Below are 16,741 nucleotides of genomic sequence, written 5' to 3'. Positions count from 1 at the left end.
AACAGGGCATCACGTACGCCATGGATATCAGGGCCTTGAGGCTGCTATAAAGGCAACCCACCCAGATTCACGATAGTTTCACAATGCCATAAACGCCTGACTATTGTGCCGATACCCCCGTCCTTATACTAGTGGTCGCCTCGCTCGGATATCCCTGACATGAGCCAACAATTCCAACATGATGTTCTGGTGATCGGTAGCGGTGCCGCCGGCCTCAGCCTGGCCCTGAACCTGCCCGCGCACCTGCGCATTGCCGTACTGAGCAAGGGCGACCTGGCCAACGGCTCGACGTTCTGGGCCCAGGGTGGCGTCGCCGCCGTACTCGACGACACCGACACCGTGCAGTCCCACGTCGAAGACACCCTCAATGCCGGTGGCGGGCTGTGCCATGAAGACGCAGTGCGCTACACCGTGGAGCACAGCCGCGAAGCCATCCAGTGGCTGATTGACCAGGGCGTACCGTTCACCCGTGACGAGCACGCAGGCGTGGACGAGCGCAGTTTCGAGTTTCACCTGACCCGCGAAGGCGGTCACAGCCACCGACGCATCATCCATGCTGCCGATGCAACAGGCGCAGCGATCTTCACCACGCTGCTGGAACAAGCCCGCCAACGCCCCAATATCGAACTGCTGGAGCAGCGCGTAGCCGTCGACCTGATCACCCAACGACGCCTGGGCCAGGCGGGCGAGCGCTGCCTGGGCGCCTACGTGCTCAACCGCGCCAGCGGCGAGGTCGACACCTTTGGCGCACGCTTTACCGTGCTGGCCACCGGCGGCGCAGCCAAGGTGTACCTCTATACCAGCAATCCCGACGGTGCCTGCGGAGACGGCATTGCCATGGCCTGGCGTGCAGGCTGCCGGGTGGCCAACCTGGAGTTCAACCAGTTCCATCCCACCTGTCTGTACCACCCGCAGGCCAAGAGTTTCCTGATCACCGAGGCCCTGCGCGGCGAGGGCGCCCTGCTCAAGCTGCCCAACGGCGAGCGCTTCATGCCGCGTTTCGATCCGCGCGCCGAACTGGCCCCGCGCGACATCGTGGCCCGCGCCATCGACCACGAAATGAAGCGCCTGGGCGCCGACTGCGTGTACCTGGACATCAGCCACAAGCCCGCCGAGTTCATCAAAGGCCATTTCCCCACCGTCTATGAACGCTGCCTGACCTTCGGCATCGACATCACCACCCAACCGATCCCGGTGGTGCCGGCGGCGCACTACACCTGCGGCGGGGTGATGGTCGATGACCACGGGCTGACCGACGTGCCAGGCCTCTATGCGATCGGCGAAACCAGCTTCACCGGCCTGCACGGCGCCAACCGCATGGCCAGCAATTCGTTGCTCGAATGCTTCGTGTATGGCCGCTCGGCCGCCACCGACATCCTCGCCAAGCTGTCCAGCGTGGACATGCCCGAAGCGCTGCCATGCTGGGACGCAAGCCAGGTCACCGATTCGGACGAAGACGTGATCATCGCGCACAACTGGGATGAGTTGCGCCGCTTCATGTGGGACTACGTGGGTATTGTGCGCACCAGCAAGCGCCTGCAACGGGCCGAGCACCGGGTGCGCCTGCTGCTGGACGAGATCGACGAGTTCTACAGCAATTACAAGGTCAGCCGCGACCTGATCGAACTGCGCAACCTGGCCCAGGTAGCCGAACTGATGATTCGCTCGGCGATGCAGCGCAAGGAATCTCGGGGTCTGCACTACACCCTGGACTACCCGGACATGCTGCCCGTGGCGCACGACACTATCCTGCAGCCACCCACCTACGCCGACTGAACTTGAGCCGCACACGCAGACGCCGGTGCTGCACTGGCTCCAGCGCATCAGCGCCGATGCACAGGCTGCGACTGAACCACTGCCCTGGCTGGCGATAGCGCACGATCACCAGCCCCGGCAGGGCCAGGCTGTCACGGCACAGCTGCACTGCCTGCCAGCCTCCCGCCACGCTGAACAGCTGCCAGCCGAACGGGTCGCGACGCAGGCCGGTGACGGCGCGCGGGTGATTCAACAGGATATGCCGCGGCAACACCCAGCAACCATGTGCTGCGCACGCGCTCAGCCCAAGCAGGGCCAACGACAGGGGGATCGCCAGCAGGCTCAATGCAACCAGCGCCAGCACCTGGCACACGAGGTAGGCCACCAGCAAGGCCCGAGAGCCCCGCCAGTGGCACGCGAACTGCTCACTTGGGCTGGACACGGTCCAGGATCATGCGAACCATGCGCTGCAGCTCCGGGTCGTCGGACTCGCTGCGCTCCATGAACCAGCCGAACATGTCCTGGTCTTCACAGCTCAGCAACCGCACATAAAGCTCGCGGTCGGTTTCACTCAGGGTGGCGTACACCTCCTGGGTAAACGGCACCAGCAATACGTCCAGCTCCAGCATGCCGCGGCGGCTATGCCAGAAGAGCCGGTTGAGTTCAGTTTGTTCGACCATGGAGCCCTCCTCAAATTGGCCGCCAGTATACAGGCCGCGCGCGGCCACCGTACAAGGCGTTGGTCTAGCCCAGCTACCTATTTTGCCGACAGCACTCTATGATGGCCCTCAGTCTTGATTACCTGCGATGACCCATGGCCGACTCCGCATTTTTCTGCCCCCTGTCTTACGAGGGCGTCCTCGCCGTCCGCGGCTCTGACGCCGGCAAGTTTCTGCAAGGTCAACTGACCTGCAATATCAACTACCTCAACGAGCACACCGCCAGCCTCGGCGCCCGTTGCATGGTCAAGGGCCGCATGCAGTCGAGCTTTCGCATCGTGCAGCACGCCGACGGCTACCTGCTGGCCATGGCCAGCGGGCTGCTCGAGGCGCAACTGGCAGACCTGAAGAAGTACGCGGTGTTCTCCAAGGCCAAGCTCACCGACGACAGCGCCGAGTGGGTACGCTTTGGCCTGTACCAGGGCGACCCGGCGTTGCGCACACTCGGCCTGGAGCCACCGGCACAGACCGACGCAGTGGCCCGCCACGCCGACCTGCTGGCCATCGCGGTATCGCCTGCACGGGTCGAGCTGTGGGTACCGGCCGCACAGGCCGAGGCCGTACAGGCGCACCTGCAGGCACAGCTGCCCACCGCGGAGCTCGACGACTGGCTGCTGGGGCAGATACGTGCCGGCATCGGCCAGGTGATGGCGCCGACCCGCGAACTATTCATTCCGCAGATGATCAATTTGCAGGCAGTAGGTGGCGTGAGCTTCAAGAAAGGCTGCTATACCGGCCAGGAAATCGTCGCGCGCATGCAGTACCTGGGCAAGCTCAAGCGTCGCCTGTATCGCCTGGCACTGGCCGACACGCCAGCACCGGCGCCCGGCAGCGAAATCTTCTCGCCCACCCACGCCTCGTCGGTAGGCGAGGTGGTACTGGCAGCCCGTGCACCGTCAGGCAGCGAGCTGCTGGCGGTGCTGAGCGCCGACGCCGTGGCAGATGACAACCTGCACCTGGGCAGTCCCGATGGCCCGCGCCTGGCACTGCTGACACTGCCTTACGAACTGGACCGCGATCGCGAAATCCAGCGCTGAGCCAACCTGCCCCGCCGCGCCATTGCGGTGGAGCCCACCCTGAATGCGCTAGAGAATCAACGATGAACACGCTGGCCCAGAGGGTTGAAGCACAATTGCTCACCGCCATCGACAACGATGATCTGGTGCTGCCAACCTTGCCGGAAGTCGCCCTGAGCATCCGCGAGGCGGCCGAAGACAGCGAGATCAGCGTCAGCACCCTGAGCAAGGTGATCGGGCGCGATGCCGCGCTGTCGGCGCGCCTGATCAAGGTGGTCAACAGCCCGCTGCTGCGCGCCGCCACAGAGGTCACCGACCTGCAGACGGCCATCACGCGCATGGGCATCAACTACAGCTGCAACCTTGCCATCGGCCTGGTGATCGAGCAGATCTTCCACGCACGCTCTGAAGTGGTTGAGCAGAAAATGCGCGAAATCTGGGCAAAAAGCCTTGAAGTCGCAGGCATCAGCTATGAATTATGCTTGCGCTTCACCCAGCTCAAACCCGATCAGGGCGCGCTTGCCGGGCTTGTCCACCAGATCGGTGCGCTGCCGGTGCTGACCTATGCCGAAGAACACAACGAGTTGCTCTCCGACCCGGTCTGCCTCAACCATGTGATCGACCTGATACACCCCGTACTGGGCGACAAGATTCTCAGTGTGTGGGAGTTTCCCGAGCAACTGGCGGCCCTGCCGAGCAAGGCCCAGGACCTGGAGCGCTGCACCGACAAGGTCGATTACGTCGACATCGTGCAGATCGCCCGCGCACTCAGCGATGGCAACGAGCACGCGCTGAGCCGCCTGCCGGCGCTGCGCCACCTGAACCTGCCGGCCAACACCCAGCTGCAGTTGAGCGAGCTGATGGGCGCCAAGCACATGTTCCGCGGCTGATCAGGCCACCGGGCTGAAGCTGACGCGCACCTTCAGCCCACCACCTTCGCCGTCATGCAGGCTGATCAGTGCCAGGTGCGCGCGGCAGATCTCGCCGACGATCGCCAGGCCCAGGCCAGTGCCCTGCGCACTGCGCCGATAGAACCGCTCGAACACCCGCTCACGCTCATCGACGGGAATCCCTGGCCCATCGTCTTCGACCTCCAGCACCCCAGGCGCGCTGACGCGCAAGATCACGTTGCCGTTGATCGGCGTGTGCGCCAGGGCATTGTCCACCAGGTTGCTCAACAACTCGTTGAGCAGGGTTGGCTCACCACGCACCCACACGGGCGCTTCGGCCTCCAATGCCAGCGCCACGCCCCGCGCATGAGCCAGCGGAGCCATGGCCATGCCCAGCTCACGCGCCAGTTGGCTGAGGTCGAGCAACTGTGCGCCGCCTTCGGCGATTGCACGCGCGCCGTTTTCGACCCGCGCCAGCGACAACAGCTGATTGGCCAGGTGGGTAAGCTTGTCGGTGCCCAGTGCCGCCGACTCCAGGGTCTGGCGCCATACCTGCGGCTCCTTGGCACGCAAGCCCAGCTCGACGCGTGCCTTGAGCGCCGCCAGTGGCGTGCGCAGCTCATGGGCCGCATCGGCGATAAACTGCGCCTGGCGTTCGAACTGGCCACGCAGGCGTTCGGTAAAGTGGTTCAACGCATGCACCAGCGGCCCCAGCTCGCGCTGCACCTGCACCACCGGCAGCGGCCGCAGGTCGTCGGGCTGGCGCTCTTCCACGGCCCCGCGCAGCCGCTCCAGCGGACGCAACGCCGCGCTGACCGCAAACCACACCAGCAACAGCGCACCCAGCGCCAGCATGCCCAGGCGCAGCAGCGTATCGGCCATCAGGCTGCGCGCCATGCGCACCCGCGCCTCTTCGGTTTCGGCCACGCGGATTTCCGCCATGCCGTTCATGTTCGGCTCGCTCACCGCCTTCAACAGGCTGACCACGCGCACGTCCTGGCCCAGGTAGCGCGCATCGTAAAAGCGTGCCAACGCGGGATAATCGTCGGTGCGTGGGGTATTGGGCGGCGGTGGCGGCAGGTTCTCGTAGCCGGAGATCAGGCGCTGATGGATATCGTTGACCTGGTAGTAGATGCGCCCCGCACTGTCGTAGGCGAAGGTGTCCAGCGCCACATACGGCACATCCGCACTGAGCGTGCCGTCACGTTGCGACAGGCCCGCGGCGATGGTGCGCGCCGACGCCAGCAGGGTTCGGTCGTAGGCTGTGTCGGCGGCCTCGCGCCCGTTCCAGTAGGCACTCAGGCCGCTGGCCAGCATCAACACCACCAGCAGCAGCGCGAGGTTCCACAGCAGCCGCCCGCGCAGGCTGCCAGCGTCACGCATCACGGTGCTCAAGCAGGTAGCCGAGCCCGCGGAAGGTGACAATGGCCACGGCCTGGCCATCGAGCTTCTTGCGCAGCCGGTGCACATAGATTTCGATGGCGTCGGCACTGGCTTCCTCATCCAGGCCAAACACCTGCGCCGCCAGTTGCTCCTTGCTCATCACCCGGCCCGGACGCGCAATCAGCGCCTCCAGCACGGCTTGCTCGCGGGACGTCAGCGTCAGCAGTTCCTCACCCAGGGTAAAGCGCCGGGTATCCAGGTCGTACACCAGCGGGCCGCAAGCCTGCTGCGCTCGCCGCCCAGCACGCTGCGGCGCAGCAAGGCCTTGACCCGCGCTTCCAGCTCAGTCAGTTCGAACGGCTTGGCCAGGTAATCGTCGGCGCCCAGGTTCAGGCCGTGAACGCGGTCCTTGACGTCACTGCGTGCGGTCAGCATCAACACCGGCAGCGTCTTGCCGCGGGCGCGCAGGCGCGCCAGCACCTCGAAACCGTCCATGCGCGGCAGGCCCACGTCAAGCACCGCCACGGCGTACTCCTCGCTGGCCAACGCGAGGTCGGCGGCCACGCCATCGTGCAGCACATCCACCGTGAGGCCGGTGCTCTTGAGGGCCTGAGCCACGCTTTCGGCCAGTTGCAGATGGTCTTCGACGAGCAGTACCCGCATCGATTTCTCCCGGTCTTGTCGCATTCAGTGGCGCGGAGTTTACCGCGCGACGGGCGCCTGTGAAGTCACCGCGCGATTGAAAGACCACTGAAAGGTTAGCGAAAGGTTGAGCCCCTAGCATCGCCCTACGGCCTGTTGCGCATGCCGTTGATCGAACCGAAGTGTTCGACCCCAAATAAGAACAATAACGGAGTTACTCCACGATGCTGTCCACCCAGCCTCAGGCGCCTGCGCCTATCCGTCGTCTGCACACCCGCCCCTCTGCCATTGCCAGTGCCCTCGCCCTTGCCGGCGTTGCCCCGCTGAGCCAGGCCGCGTTCATCGAAGACAGCACTGCCACCTTCGAAACCCGCAACATGTACTTCAACCGCGACTTCCACAATGAACCCAGCACCTCCCAGTCCAAGCGCGAGGAATGGGCCCAGGGCTTCATGCTCAACCTGGAGTCTGGCTACACCGAGGGCACCGTCGGTTTTGCGTCGACGCCCTGGGCATGCTCGGGGTCAAGCTCGACTCGGGCCGGGGCCGCACCGGCACCGGCCTGCTGCCGACCCACGATGACGGGCGCGCCGCCGACGAGTACGCCAAGCTCGGCCTGACCGGCAAGGTCAAGGTCTCGGCCACCGAACTCAAGGTCGGCACGCTGATCCCGGAAACGCCGACCCTGCAGCCCAACGACGGGCGCATCCTGCCGCAAACCTTCGAGGGCGGGCTGCTGACTTCGCAGGAGATCAAGCACCTGACCTTCACCGGCGGGCGCCTGGAAAAGACCAAGGACCGCAACGACACCAACAAGGAAGACATTGCCCTCAACAACAAGAACAGCCGCTTTCTGGGCACCGTTGAAGGCAACCATTTCGACATGGCCGGCGTGGACTACAAGTTCACCGACCGCATCACCGGCAGCTACCACTTCGCACAGCTCGACGACGTGTACCGCCAGCACTTCGTCGGCCTGCTCGCGACCCAGCCCTGGGGCCCGGGCACCGTCGGCGCGGACGTGCGCCTGGCGTTCAGCGACGACCAGGGCCAGGCCCGCGGCGGCAAGATCGACAACACCTCGCTCAGCAGCCTGTTCAGCTACGCCCTCAACGGCCACAAGCTGAGCGCCGGCTACCAGCAGATGTCGGGCGACAGCGCGTTCCCGTATGTCGATGGCGCCGACCCGTACCTGGTCAACTTCGTGCAGATCAACGACTTTGCCCAGGCCGACGAACGCTCGTGGCAGGCGCGCTACGACTATGACTTCGGCAAGCTCGGCGTCCCCGGCCTGAGCTTCATGAGCCGCTACCTCAGTGGCGACAACGTCAGCCGCGCGGCCGGTGGCGAAGGCAAGGAATGGGAACGCGACACCGAGTTCAAATACGTAGTACAAAGCGGCGCCCTGAAAAACGTCGCCGTGCGCCTGCGTAACGCCACCTTCCGCTCCAACTTCTCCCGCGACGCCGACGAAGTCCGGCTGCTGGTGAGTTACAGCGTGGCGCTTTGGTAATCCGCTTATAACAACAATGTTCACGGAGACTGACGATGACTTTTTCACTGCGTACCCTGGCCCTTGCCACCGGCTGCCTGCTGTTGGCCGGCAACGTCCTGGCCGCTGAACCCAAGCGCCCCGAGTGCATTGCCCCGGCATCCCCCGGCGGCGGCTTCGACCTGACCTGCAAACTGGTGCAGAGCGCCCTGCTCAACGAGAAGATCCTGAGCAAGCCGATGCGCGTGACCTATATGCCCGGCGGTGTCGGGGCGGTGGCCTACAACGCCGTGGTAGCCCAGCGCCGGCCGATGCCGGGACCCTGGTGGCGTGGTCCAGCGGTTCGCTGCTGAACCTGGCCCAGGGCAAGTTCGGCCGCTTCGACGAGAACGCGGTGCGCTGGCTGGCAGCGGTAGGCACCAGCTACGGGGCCATCGCGGTGAAGAAGGACTCGCCCTACAAGACCCTCGACGACCTGGTCGCGGCACTGAAAAAGGACCCGAGCAAGGTAGTGATCGGCTCGGGCGGCACCGTCGGCAGCCAGGACTGGATGCAGACCGCACTGATTGCCAAGCGGCCGGGATCGACCCGCGCGACCTGCGCTATGTGGCCCTGGAAGGTGGCGGTGAAATCGCCACGGCGCTGCTGGGCGGGCATATCCAGGTGGGCAGTACCGACATTTCCGACTCCATGCCGCACATCCAGAGCGGCGACATGCGTCTGCTCGCGGTGTTCTCTGCCGAGCGCCTGGACGAACCGGAGATGAAGGATATCCCTACCGCCAAGGAACAGGGCTACGACATCGTCTGGCCGGTGGTGCGCGGGTTCTACCTGGGGCCGAAGGTGAGCGACGAAGACTACGCCTGGTGGAAGGCATCGTTCGACACGCTGCTGGCCTCCGAAGAGTTTGCCAAGCTGCGCGACCAGCGCGAGCTGTTTCCGTTCGCGATGACCGGTGAAGAACTGGATGGATACGTGAAGAAGCAGGTGGCGGATTACAAGGCATTGGCCAAGGAATTCGGGCTGATCCAGTAACCCCAGAAGCTTCGCCGGCAAGCCGGCTCCCCCAGGGGCACCGCCGTCCTTGTGGGCGCTGGCTTGCCAGCGAATGGCCGCACCGCCATTTTTCACCTTGAGGATTACTCTATGATCCTGCAACGCCTCTTCGCCCTGACCCTGCTGGCAGCCTGTGTGGCCCTGGCGATCATGGCCTGGCCCTACCAGGCCGCGTTTTCCTACGAACCGGTCGGCCCGCGTGCCTACCCCCTGCTGATGCTCGGCCTGATGGGCCTGGCGCTGCTGTACATGGCCATCCGCCCGGCCCCCATCGTGCGCAAGGACGATGAACCGGAACTGGACCGCGAAACCCTGACCAAGATCGGCCTGTGTATCGGCCTGCTGCTGGTGTTCGCCGCCACGTTCGAACCGCTCGGCTTCATTCTCAGCAGCACCCTGATCGGCATCCCGATGGCGCGCCTGTACGGCGGCCGCTGGCTACCCAGCACGGTGATCGTCGGGCTGATGAGCATCGCCCTGTACCTGCTGTTCGACCGCGCCATGGATGTGCCCCTGCCCCTGGGCCTGCTCGACGTTCTGGAGAATTGACATGGATACTTTCAGCTACCTCGGCCAGGGCTTCGGCGTCGCCCTGAGCCCCTACAACCTGGTCACCGCCCTGTGCGGCACGCTGATCGGCACCGTGGTCGGCCTGCTGCCGGGCCTGGGCCCGATCAACGGCGTGGCGCTGCTGATCCCCATCGCCTTCGCCCTGGGCCTGCCGCCGGAGTCGGCACTGATCCTGCTGGCCGCGGTGTACCTGGGCTGCGAGTACGGCGGGCGCATCAGCTCGATCCTGCTCAACATTCCGGGTGAAGCCTCTACCGTAATGACCACTCTGGACGGCTACCCGATGGCGCGCAAGGGCCTGGCGGGCGTGGCCCTGTCGCTGTCGGCATGGAGCTCGTTCATCGGCGCCTTCATCGCCACCTGCGGCATGGTGCTGTTCGCGCCCTTGCTGGCCAAGTGGGCGATCGCCTTCGGCCCGGCAGAGTACTTCGTGCTGATGGTGTTCGCCATCGTCGCCCTGGGCGGCATGGCCGGCGACAAACCGCTCAAGACCTTCATCGCGGCATTGATCGGGCTGTTTCTCTCGGCCGTGGGCATCGATGCCAACAGCGGCGTGTACCGCTTCACCGGGGACAGCATTCACCTGACCGACGGCATCCAGTTCGTGGTGCTGGTACTGGGCCTGTTCTCCATCAGCGAGATCCTCCTGCTGCTGGAGAAGACCCACCACGGCCACAAGGCCGTGGAAGCCACCGGACGCATGCTGTTCAACTTCAAGGAAGCGGCCTCGGTGTTCGTGGTGAACATCCGCTGCGGCCTGCTGGGCTTCTTCATGGGGGTATTGCCGGGCGCCGGCGCAACCCTGGCCAGTGCCGTGGCCTACATGACCGAAAAACGCCTGGCGGGCGCCAGCGCACCTTCGGCCAAGGTGACAAGCGCGGCCTGGCCGCCCCGGAAACCGCCATCGGCGCCTCCTGCTGCGGCGCCCTGGTGCCGATGCTGACCCTGGGTGTACCGGGCTCGGGCACCACCGCCGTGATGATCGGCGCATTGAGCCTGTACAACATCACCCCCGGCCCGATGCTGTTCGAACAGCAGCCGGACATCGTCTGGGGCCTGATCGCCTCGCTGTTCATCGCCAACATCATGCTGGTGATCCTGAATATCCCGATGGTACGCCTGTTCACCCGCATCCTCGCGGTGCCGAACTGGGCGCTGGTGCCGGTGATCGCGATCATTACCGCCATCGGCGTGTACGCGGTGCACGCCACCACCTTCGACCTGTTCCTGATGATCGGCATCGGTATCTTCGGCTACATCCTGCGCAAGCTGGACTTCCCGCTGTCACCGCTGCTGCTGGGCTTCATTCTCGGCGGCCTGATGGAGCAGAACCTGCGCCGTGCGCTGTCGATTTCCAACGGCGCGCTGGAGATCCTCTGGGCCAGCCCGATCAGCATGGGTGTGTGGGCACTGGTGGCGCTGATGCTGACCTTGCCGCTGCTGCGTATCTGGCGTCGCCGCAGTGCCCAGCGTCGTGCCCTGGCCGATGTCTGACACCACCTTAAAACAGTGGTGGGCTACACCGCTGGTCGGCCTGGCCGGCGGGTACCTGGCCAGCCTGGTGGGCTGCCGTTGCCGTGGATGGTCGGCGCGTTGCTGGCGATCATCCTGGTACGCTGCCTGACCCCGTGGCAGATCGCAGAAATCCCCAACGGACGCAAATGCGGCCAGTGGATCATCGGCATCGGCATCGGCCTGCACTTTACCCCCCAGGTCATCGAGCAGGTCGCCAGCCATTTCGGCCTGATCTTCTTTGGCGCGCTGTTCACCAGTGTGTCCAGCGTGATCGGCGTGTGGCTGCTGCTGCGTACCGGTGAAGACCGCGCAACGGCGTTCTTCTCAAGCATGCCGGGCGGTTCGGGCGAGATGGTCAACCTGGGCGCGCGCAATGGCGCAGTGCTCAGCCGGGTCGCGGCCGGGCAAAGCTTGCGGGTACTGGCGGTGGTGCTGTGCGTACCGGCAGCGTTCAAGTTTGTGCTGGGTGACGGCGTGCCCTTGAGCCATGCCGGGGCGGTAGACTGGCACTGGCTGGCATTGATCGCGCCGCTGGGGGTACTGGCGGCGCTGCTCTGGCAGCGTCTCAAGCAACCCAACCCCTGGCTGTTCGGGCCGTTGCTGGTAGCCTCGGTAGCGAGCCTTGGCGCCGACCTGCACACCGGCCTGCCCGACGTGCCAGCCAGGTCGGCCAGTGGCTGATCGGCAGTGGCCTGGGTTGCCATTTCAACCGGGCGTTCTTCCGGCGTGCACCGTCGTTCCTGGGCCGCACCCTGATCGCCACGGCGCTGACCATGCTGCTGGCGGGCCTGGCGGCGTGGGCCCTGAGCGTGCTGACCCAGCTCGACCTGCGCTCGCTGACCCTGGGCATGATGCCCGGTGGCATCGCCGAGATGAGCCTGACCGCCGAAACCCTGCAGCTTTCGGTACCGCTGGTGACCGCACTGCAAGTGATGCGCCTGCTGTTTGTGCTGTTTCTGGCCGAGCCGTTGTTCCGGCACTGGACCGCCGAACGCACGTCCACTTCACCCTGAAAAAAAAGGAAGCCGAGGCTTCCTTCTTTCATGGTGGGCTGCTTAGAAACGGTAGCTGGCACCGAGGCTGAAGCTGTAAGGCATCTCGATGTTCTTGCCGTTCATGTAGCCTGCTTCGCTGTATACCTGGAAGTCCTTGGCGACAGTCCAGGCAACCCCTGCGCCCAGCTCGGCACGCGAACCGGACAGGTCGTTGTTGAACACGTTGTTGTTCACCTGCACCTGGTTGCGCTGAGCGAACTCGTGGGCGAAGGCAGCCTTAACGTAGGGCTGGATCATGCTGTCGCCGCCCAGCGAAATCGTCTTGCCGACCGTGGTGCCGACCTTGCCCAGCAGCGAGCGGCTGACATCGCCATTGGCCTTGAAGCCGTTGTCCAGGGTGAAGTCCTTGCCGGCAATGGCGGCAGTGGCCACCTGCGCAAACGGTTCGATGAAGTAACCGTCATTGAGCTTGATGTGCCGGCCAGCTTCGACAGAGGCGCTCAGGCCATGGGTATCGTAGTCACCCTTGGTACGGGTACCGTCGCTCAGGCCGATCTTGGCATTGTTCTGGTAGCGGTTGTATTTAAGCACGCTGTCCACGTAGTAGCCGCTTTCCCGGTCCATCCAGGTGGCGTAACCACCCACATAGTAGCTGTCGATGCTGCCGGACGTGCCGTAGTTCAGGTTCAGGTCGGAACGGCTATGGCCGGCCAGCACCCCCACCAGCCAGTCGCTTTCACCCAGGCGGGTATCGGCACCGAAGGTAAGGCCACGCTGGTTCTGCTGGTAGCCCACACCCGAGGAGGCATCGGCAATGTTGTGCTGGTTGCCGTAGGTAAGCATCCACACACCGGTGTGCTTGCCTTCGTTGTCGTGCACTGCACCCATGCGGCTGCGCAACGACCACAGTTCGCCGTACGACACGGTGATCGCGGTGTTGAACAAGGCCATCACCGAGCGGGTCATCGGGCTGATGGTGCGGGTCTCATGGTCCAGGTACCAGTCCTGGTCGTCCTTTTGCACCAGCTTGTAGGAATAGGCCCCCAGGTCCACCTGCTGGCCGGCGTTGAGCAAGCCGAATTGCGCATTGCCCGCGCCCACATGCACGACTTTCAGGCTGGGCAAGGACGGCTCGGCGCCGTTGGAGCCGATCAGCAGGCCATGGTTGCCGCTGGCGTTGCCGGTGACATTGAGGAAGTCGGTGTTGCCGTTGGAGAAATCCGACGCCATGACGAAGGTGCCGTTACCGGACAGGTTGTCCACGTTCAGGCGATAGAACGTGGCGTTGTCGCCAAAGCTCACCTGGCCGCCGTTCATGGCCAGGTTGCCGACCGTGTTGTCGGCATTGAGCGTCCAGTTGGAGTTGCTGTTGATATTGACCTGCTGGACGTTGTCCAGGCGGCCGGTGAGCTGCGAGCTGTTGTTCAGGCTCAGGGTAGCCGTGCCGCCCGCCGCCACGATGACGTCGCCGGTGTGGCTGGACCGATCAAAGCCCAGTACGGCGCCGCTGTCTGCCGCCACCTGCACGCGGCCCCACAAGATCCGAGCGTCTGACCTGTACAGTGGAAGCGCCCCCCCCCCCAGCTCGAGTATCACGCCATTGCCGCCCGTGAGTGTTGTACCGTTGCTCAGCACAATGCTCGCACCCGAGGCAGAAGTCACCCGGACGGCCGAACCGGTGCCGCTTTCGACATGGGTATTGTCCAGCTGCAATTGCGGTACCGCAGGATGGGTCACGCTTTCGCGCAACAACCACACACCATTCTCTTCACCACGGATCTGCCCGCCACTGGCGTTGAGTGTGCCACCGAGCAAGCGCGCCCCTGAACTGTTCGCACCCGTGCCGGTCAGCATTGAGTTTCGCAGGGACAGTTCGCTGTAGGCGGTCACCTGAGCCCCATACGTCCCCCCCCTGACAACGCTGTCGGTCACGCTTGCAGTGGAGCCGGTAGTGAGGCTGGTGGTACGCACCAGAGTCATCCCGCCACCTTGAGTACTGACGATTTGCGCGTTACGGACCGTCGCCTGGCTGTTGACCAGACGCAACCCACTGACTGCAGTGGTGGCAATGCCACCACCGGTGAAGTTGACCGTGGAATTTGACGCTTCGATCTCCGCGGTCTGCGCACCTTGCGCATTGAGCACCGAACCGTTGATCAACTGGTAGCTGTCCGCTGGCGTGCTGCTGGTGATAGCACGGGTCTCGGCGTCCAGAAACTCGACAGCCACAGCAGGCGTGGCAAGCATTACTGGCAACACGGCCATCATTCGGAGCGAAACTGCCAACGGGCTCAAAAGAGCGGTAGATTTCGAGGAGCCGGCCGAAGAGCAAGCGATCCTGTCAGTACTGGTGCGATTCACTAATTGCTTCATGGCCTCAGGCCTCCTGAAATAACGACGCGCAGCATACAAACCGTAACTGATCAGGGCTGTAGGAATATTCCGGCTTTGATAGGAGATTTAAATACAGTTCCTGATATCCATCACCCAAACAAAAACACCGAAAGCAGTAACCTGCTTCCGGTATTTTTGCTAACCCGCTGCGCGACCGGTCAATTGACCGGCCAGCAGTAACCATTGCCGTTTTTCAAGGTGTAGTTAACACGAACGGTTTCGGACGTGCCGGTGGCCGCACCCTGTGCTTTGACAATCCGCCAGAAGAACGCACAATGGCCAACGCGCTTGGTAAAGTCCATGTTCGGGTAGTAGGGAATATCGAAATCAAGGAACGCCGCACCCGCAGGAACCTTACGCGTGAAAACACCTTTGGTTGAGGGTACTTCGGCACCGCTGGGCACGTTATTGATGACGTAGTTATCAAACATGACCCAATGCAGTTCCACATCATCGTTGGCTTTCAAGTTATTCACATCACGTACCTGCACACGCAAGCCTTCCCACGGTTTACGCGCACAGTTGATGATTGTCGCGCCCGCCGCAGCCCCCACAAATGCGGGCTTGGTCATATTTTCGACCGTCGACACCGACACATCGACCAGCGTCGTTTCAGATTGCTGATAGTTCGTCGCAGCGCTGTTTTTAAAGATGCGGTAAAACACTGGAATCTTGCCATTGCCCACTTGATTGATATTGGCCCATGGAATGGAAAGTACTTTTTCCTCGTCGGCCACATCACCCGGTTGTACGGTGTACTCCACAACAGGGTTGGGCAAGCCACCGTAATAAACCCGCACAATCTCACCTTCTTTAAGCGGGTCGTAGAAATTGAATTTGGCGTCGGCCGGTTGACCTTTGTCTCGTGGCTCCAGGATGTCCAATGTATTGGACACCGCACCGAACACGCGGGGCTTGTCCAGCAGCGGGTTGACCGGATCCGGCTCATTGGGGTTCACCGGCCCGGCCGTCGACAGATCGACCACTACCGGCGTTGACGGTGATACACGTGGCTGGCCGCTGCCGCGTGTGACCGTGTAGTAGACATTGACACTGTACTCATCGCCCCGGGCGGCCAATTCCGCATAGCTCAAGCGTGTGGTGAGTGTCGGGAAGTAGATGGTTTTCAACAGAACAGGGTTGGAGCCATCGGCCTCACTCGCATACACATCGATCTTGTCGTCACGCAGCGGGTTCGTATACTCGGGCACATTGATATCCACGCCCGCACGCGCATCAGCCTGGTCGATCACAGGGTTGGCCGCTGGCACCAACGGCGCCTTCAAGTCGGCAGGTTGCGGTGTCAGCACGACCCGCACTTCGGCCAGTGACGCCAATTTCGACTCGTTGCCTGCACGGTCGAACAACCAGTAGCTGATTTCCTGTACACCTTCGCCCAAGCTCCGGATATCCGCCGCGCTGATCGTGACCTCCTGAGGGGTAGCGCCAATATCGCCGTTGATGTCCGACAGCGGAACCTTGCCATACTTCAATACATAGCGGTCGCCGCCCTGCTCGTCGAAGTAACCGGGGATCGACACGGTCAGCCCACCATTGGCGGTCAGGTACGCCTCATCCACTTCGCCGCTGGGCAAGGTGGGCAGTGTCACTGCAATCGGTGTATTGCCGACATTCGGGTCGGTCAGGTCAACCGTGAAGACGGCGCCATCGGATGACTCTTCGTTCTGGCTGAAGTCATTCTCGACCACGAAGGTAATCAAGCGCTCGCCAATCCCGAGTTGGTCGCGTGGAATATTGAACGTGGCCGGAACGGAGGCAGGATCAACCGGGTAATCGAATCGATATTCCGTTTTTATTTTCTGCCCATTGATGTAGAAACTGATGACGTCCTGGCTGGCATCTGGCAAGCCCTCGGTGTCATCCCATGTAATGCCGGAAAGTTCAAGCCCCATGAACCATTGCTCTTTGCTGAGCAGATTGATCTGAAGATCAACACCGTTCGGCAGTACATTGTCCGGAATGGGAGCGGGAAACCTCGCTGCGCGCTTCGCATCTTCAGCGAGCAGCCGGACATTGGACGTTCTTGCCTCGATCGGCGAGCTTTGGATAAAGCTGCGCACGGAAGACGCTGACGCACTACTGGAAATACCGCGTTCTGCAGAAGTATATTGTTGCTTTGCACTGGTAGGATCTTTCTCTTGCGATGACATGGTGATGCTCCCTGGCAATTTAATTAGCAAACCGGTAAGACCGGTACAGGTACAGCAGAAGGTAAAGCGCCATTGCATTACAAAGTGAACCGCAACTTTATTTAACCAACTATTTAAATCGTGTACACCTGACAAAGTTATCA

General features: G+C 62.9%; 9 protein-coding genes and 5 pseudogenes. 8 read left to right on the top strand and 6 right to left on the bottom strand.

Translation table 11 applies throughout. The features are described from left to right. The first annotated feature begins 159 nt into the window (after positions 1–159). The gene (gene nadB / locus G3436_RS03070) at positions 160–1,776 is read left to right on the top strand and encodes an L-aspartate oxidase (protein ID WP_163941149.1); all 1,617 of its coding nucleotides are present in this window, start codon (positions 160–162) and stop codon (positions 1,774–1,776) included. Here nadB and G3436_RS03065 read toward each other — a convergent pair. After that, positions 1,745–2,197 carry a protein YgfX gene (locus tag G3436_RS03065; protein WP_163941145.1) on the bottom strand — a complete coding sequence of 151 codons (453 nt, stop codon included), beginning with the start codon at positions 2,195–2,197 and terminating at the stop codon, positions 1,745–1,747. The genes nadB and G3436_RS03065 overlap by 32 nt on opposite strands. Further along, positions 2,181–2,435: an FAD assembly factor SdhE gene (locus G3436_RS03060; protein ID WP_163941142.1), complete on the bottom strand. Its 255-nt coding sequence runs from the start codon at positions 2,433–2,435 to the stop codon at positions 2,181–2,183. The genes G3436_RS03065 and G3436_RS03060 overlap by 17 nt, the downstream gene beginning before the upstream one ends. Positions 2,436–2,569: 134 nt before the next feature. Here G3436_RS03060 and ygfZ point away from each other — a divergent pair, with 134 nt between their 5' ends. Together ygfZ and G3436_RS03050 are read left to right on the top strand one after the other, a co-directional pair. Beyond that, on the top strand, positions 2,570–3,511 hold the full coding sequence (gene ygfZ, locus G3436_RS03055) for a CAF17-like 4Fe-4S cluster assembly/insertion protein YgfZ (protein WP_163941138.1): 942 nt from the start codon (positions 2,570–2,572) through the stop codon (positions 3,509–3,511). Between the two features lie 62 nt (positions 3,512–3,573). Beyond that, positions 3,574–4,380 (top strand): HDOD domain-containing protein, encoded by an 807-nt coding sequence (locus G3436_RS03050; RefSeq protein WP_163941135.1) that lies wholly within the window; start codon positions 3,574–3,576, stop codon positions 4,378–4,380. On the opposite strand, the gene G3436_RS03045 is transcribed toward G3436_RS03050, so the two are convergent. Together G3436_RS03045 and G3436_RS03040 are read right to left on the bottom strand one after the other, a co-directional pair. Further along, positions 4,381–5,763 (bottom strand): sensor histidine kinase, encoded by a 1,383-nt coding sequence (locus G3436_RS03045; RefSeq protein ID WP_163941133.1) that lies wholly within the window; start codon positions 5,761–5,763, stop codon positions 4,381–4,383. It abuts the gene before it with no gap. Further along, a pseudogene (locus tag G3436_RS03040) lies at positions 5,756–6,426 on the bottom strand (response regulator). The gene G3436_RS03045 and the pseudogene G3436_RS03040 overlap by 8 nt, the downstream one beginning before the upstream one ends. Before the next feature lie 203 nt (positions 6,427–6,629). Between G3436_RS03040 and G3436_RS03035 the strand changes: the two are divergent. The 5 genes and pseudogenes from G3436_RS03035 (at position 6,630) to G3436_RS28715 (ending at position 12,051) form a co-directional block, all read left to right on the top strand. Further along, positions 6,630–7,918, top strand: a pseudogene (locus tag G3436_RS03035) (OprD family porin). Between the two features lie 35 nt (positions 7,919–7,953). After that, positions 7,954–8,932 (top strand): annotated as a pseudogene (locus G3436_RS03030) (Bug family tripartite tricarboxylate transporter substrate binding protein). 111 nt (positions 8,933–9,043) lie between these two features. After that, on the top strand, positions 9,044–9,502 hold the full coding sequence (locus G3436_RS03025) for a tripartite tricarboxylate transporter TctB family protein (protein WP_163941129.1): 459 nt from the start codon (positions 9,044–9,046) through the stop codon (positions 9,500–9,502). Position 9,503: 1 nt separating this feature from the next. Next, positions 9,504–11,017 (top strand): annotated as a pseudogene (locus G3436_RS03020) (tripartite tricarboxylate transporter permease). Beyond that, positions 11,010–12,051 (top strand): annotated as a pseudogene (locus G3436_RS28715) (AbrB family transcriptional regulator). Before G3436_RS03020 ends, G3436_RS28715 begins: the two co-directional pseudogenes overlap by 8 nt. A gap of 42 nt (positions 12,052–12,093) precedes the next feature. Here G3436_RS28715 and G3436_RS03010 read toward each other — a convergent pair. Then, entirely contained in the window at positions 12,094–14,280 is a 2,187-nt protein-coding gene (locus tag G3436_RS03010; protein ID WP_243666996.1) for an autotransporter outer membrane beta-barrel domain-containing protein, read from the bottom strand. A gap of 305 nt (positions 14,281–14,585) precedes the next feature. Further along, positions 14,586–16,598, bottom strand: a complete 2,013-nt coding sequence (locus G3436_RS03005) for a hypothetical protein (protein ID WP_163941123.1) — start codon at positions 16,596–16,598, stop codon at positions 14,586–14,588. Positions 16,599–16,741 lie beyond the last annotated feature (143 nt).

The organism is Pseudomonas brassicae, from assembly GCF_010671725.1.
GTDB lineage: Bacteria > Pseudomonadota > Gammaproteobacteria > Pseudomonadales > Pseudomonadaceae > Aquipseudomonas > Aquipseudomonas brassicae.
Note: the sequence above shows the minus strand (reverse complement) of the source record. Positions and strands in the feature narration are given on the sequence as shown.